Raw genomic sequence first — 273 nt, forward strand, 5'->3', positions numbered from 1 at the left:
ATTCGGAATCGATATGGCTTCCCGCGACGAGTACATTCTTCAGCGCCCAGGGGCTTATTTCTTCTTTCAGGAAGCCCAGCGCCGTGGGATTAAGATGTCAGCTCCATATGAGTCCGATATCATGCAGCCTCCGGCCCTATATGGATTCTCTGAAATGACGCTGATGGGTCGCAAGCTTCTTGCTCGCAAGAAGGAAGTAACTGACAGGCTTAATGCACTTCGTCAGCAGCGCGATCAAGCAGCACAGCAGGTTGTTTACCTTGAAGGTGCGCT

Annotated in this window: 1 protein-coding gene; it reads left to right on the plus strand. The window is 51.6% G+C overall.

Going from position 1 to position 273, the window contains the following annotated elements; genetic code table 11:
- Positions 1-13 precede the first annotated feature (13 nt).
- On the plus strand, positions 14-273 hold a 260-nt coding region (locus tag EOD29_RS31765; protein WP_164763942.1), incomplete at its 3' end, for a hypothetical protein.

Source organism: Mesorhizobium sp. M1A.T.Ca.IN.004.03.1.1 (genome assembly GCF_003997555.1).
Lineage (GTDB): Bacteria > Pseudomonadota > Alphaproteobacteria > Rhizobiales > Rhizobiaceae > Mesorhizobium.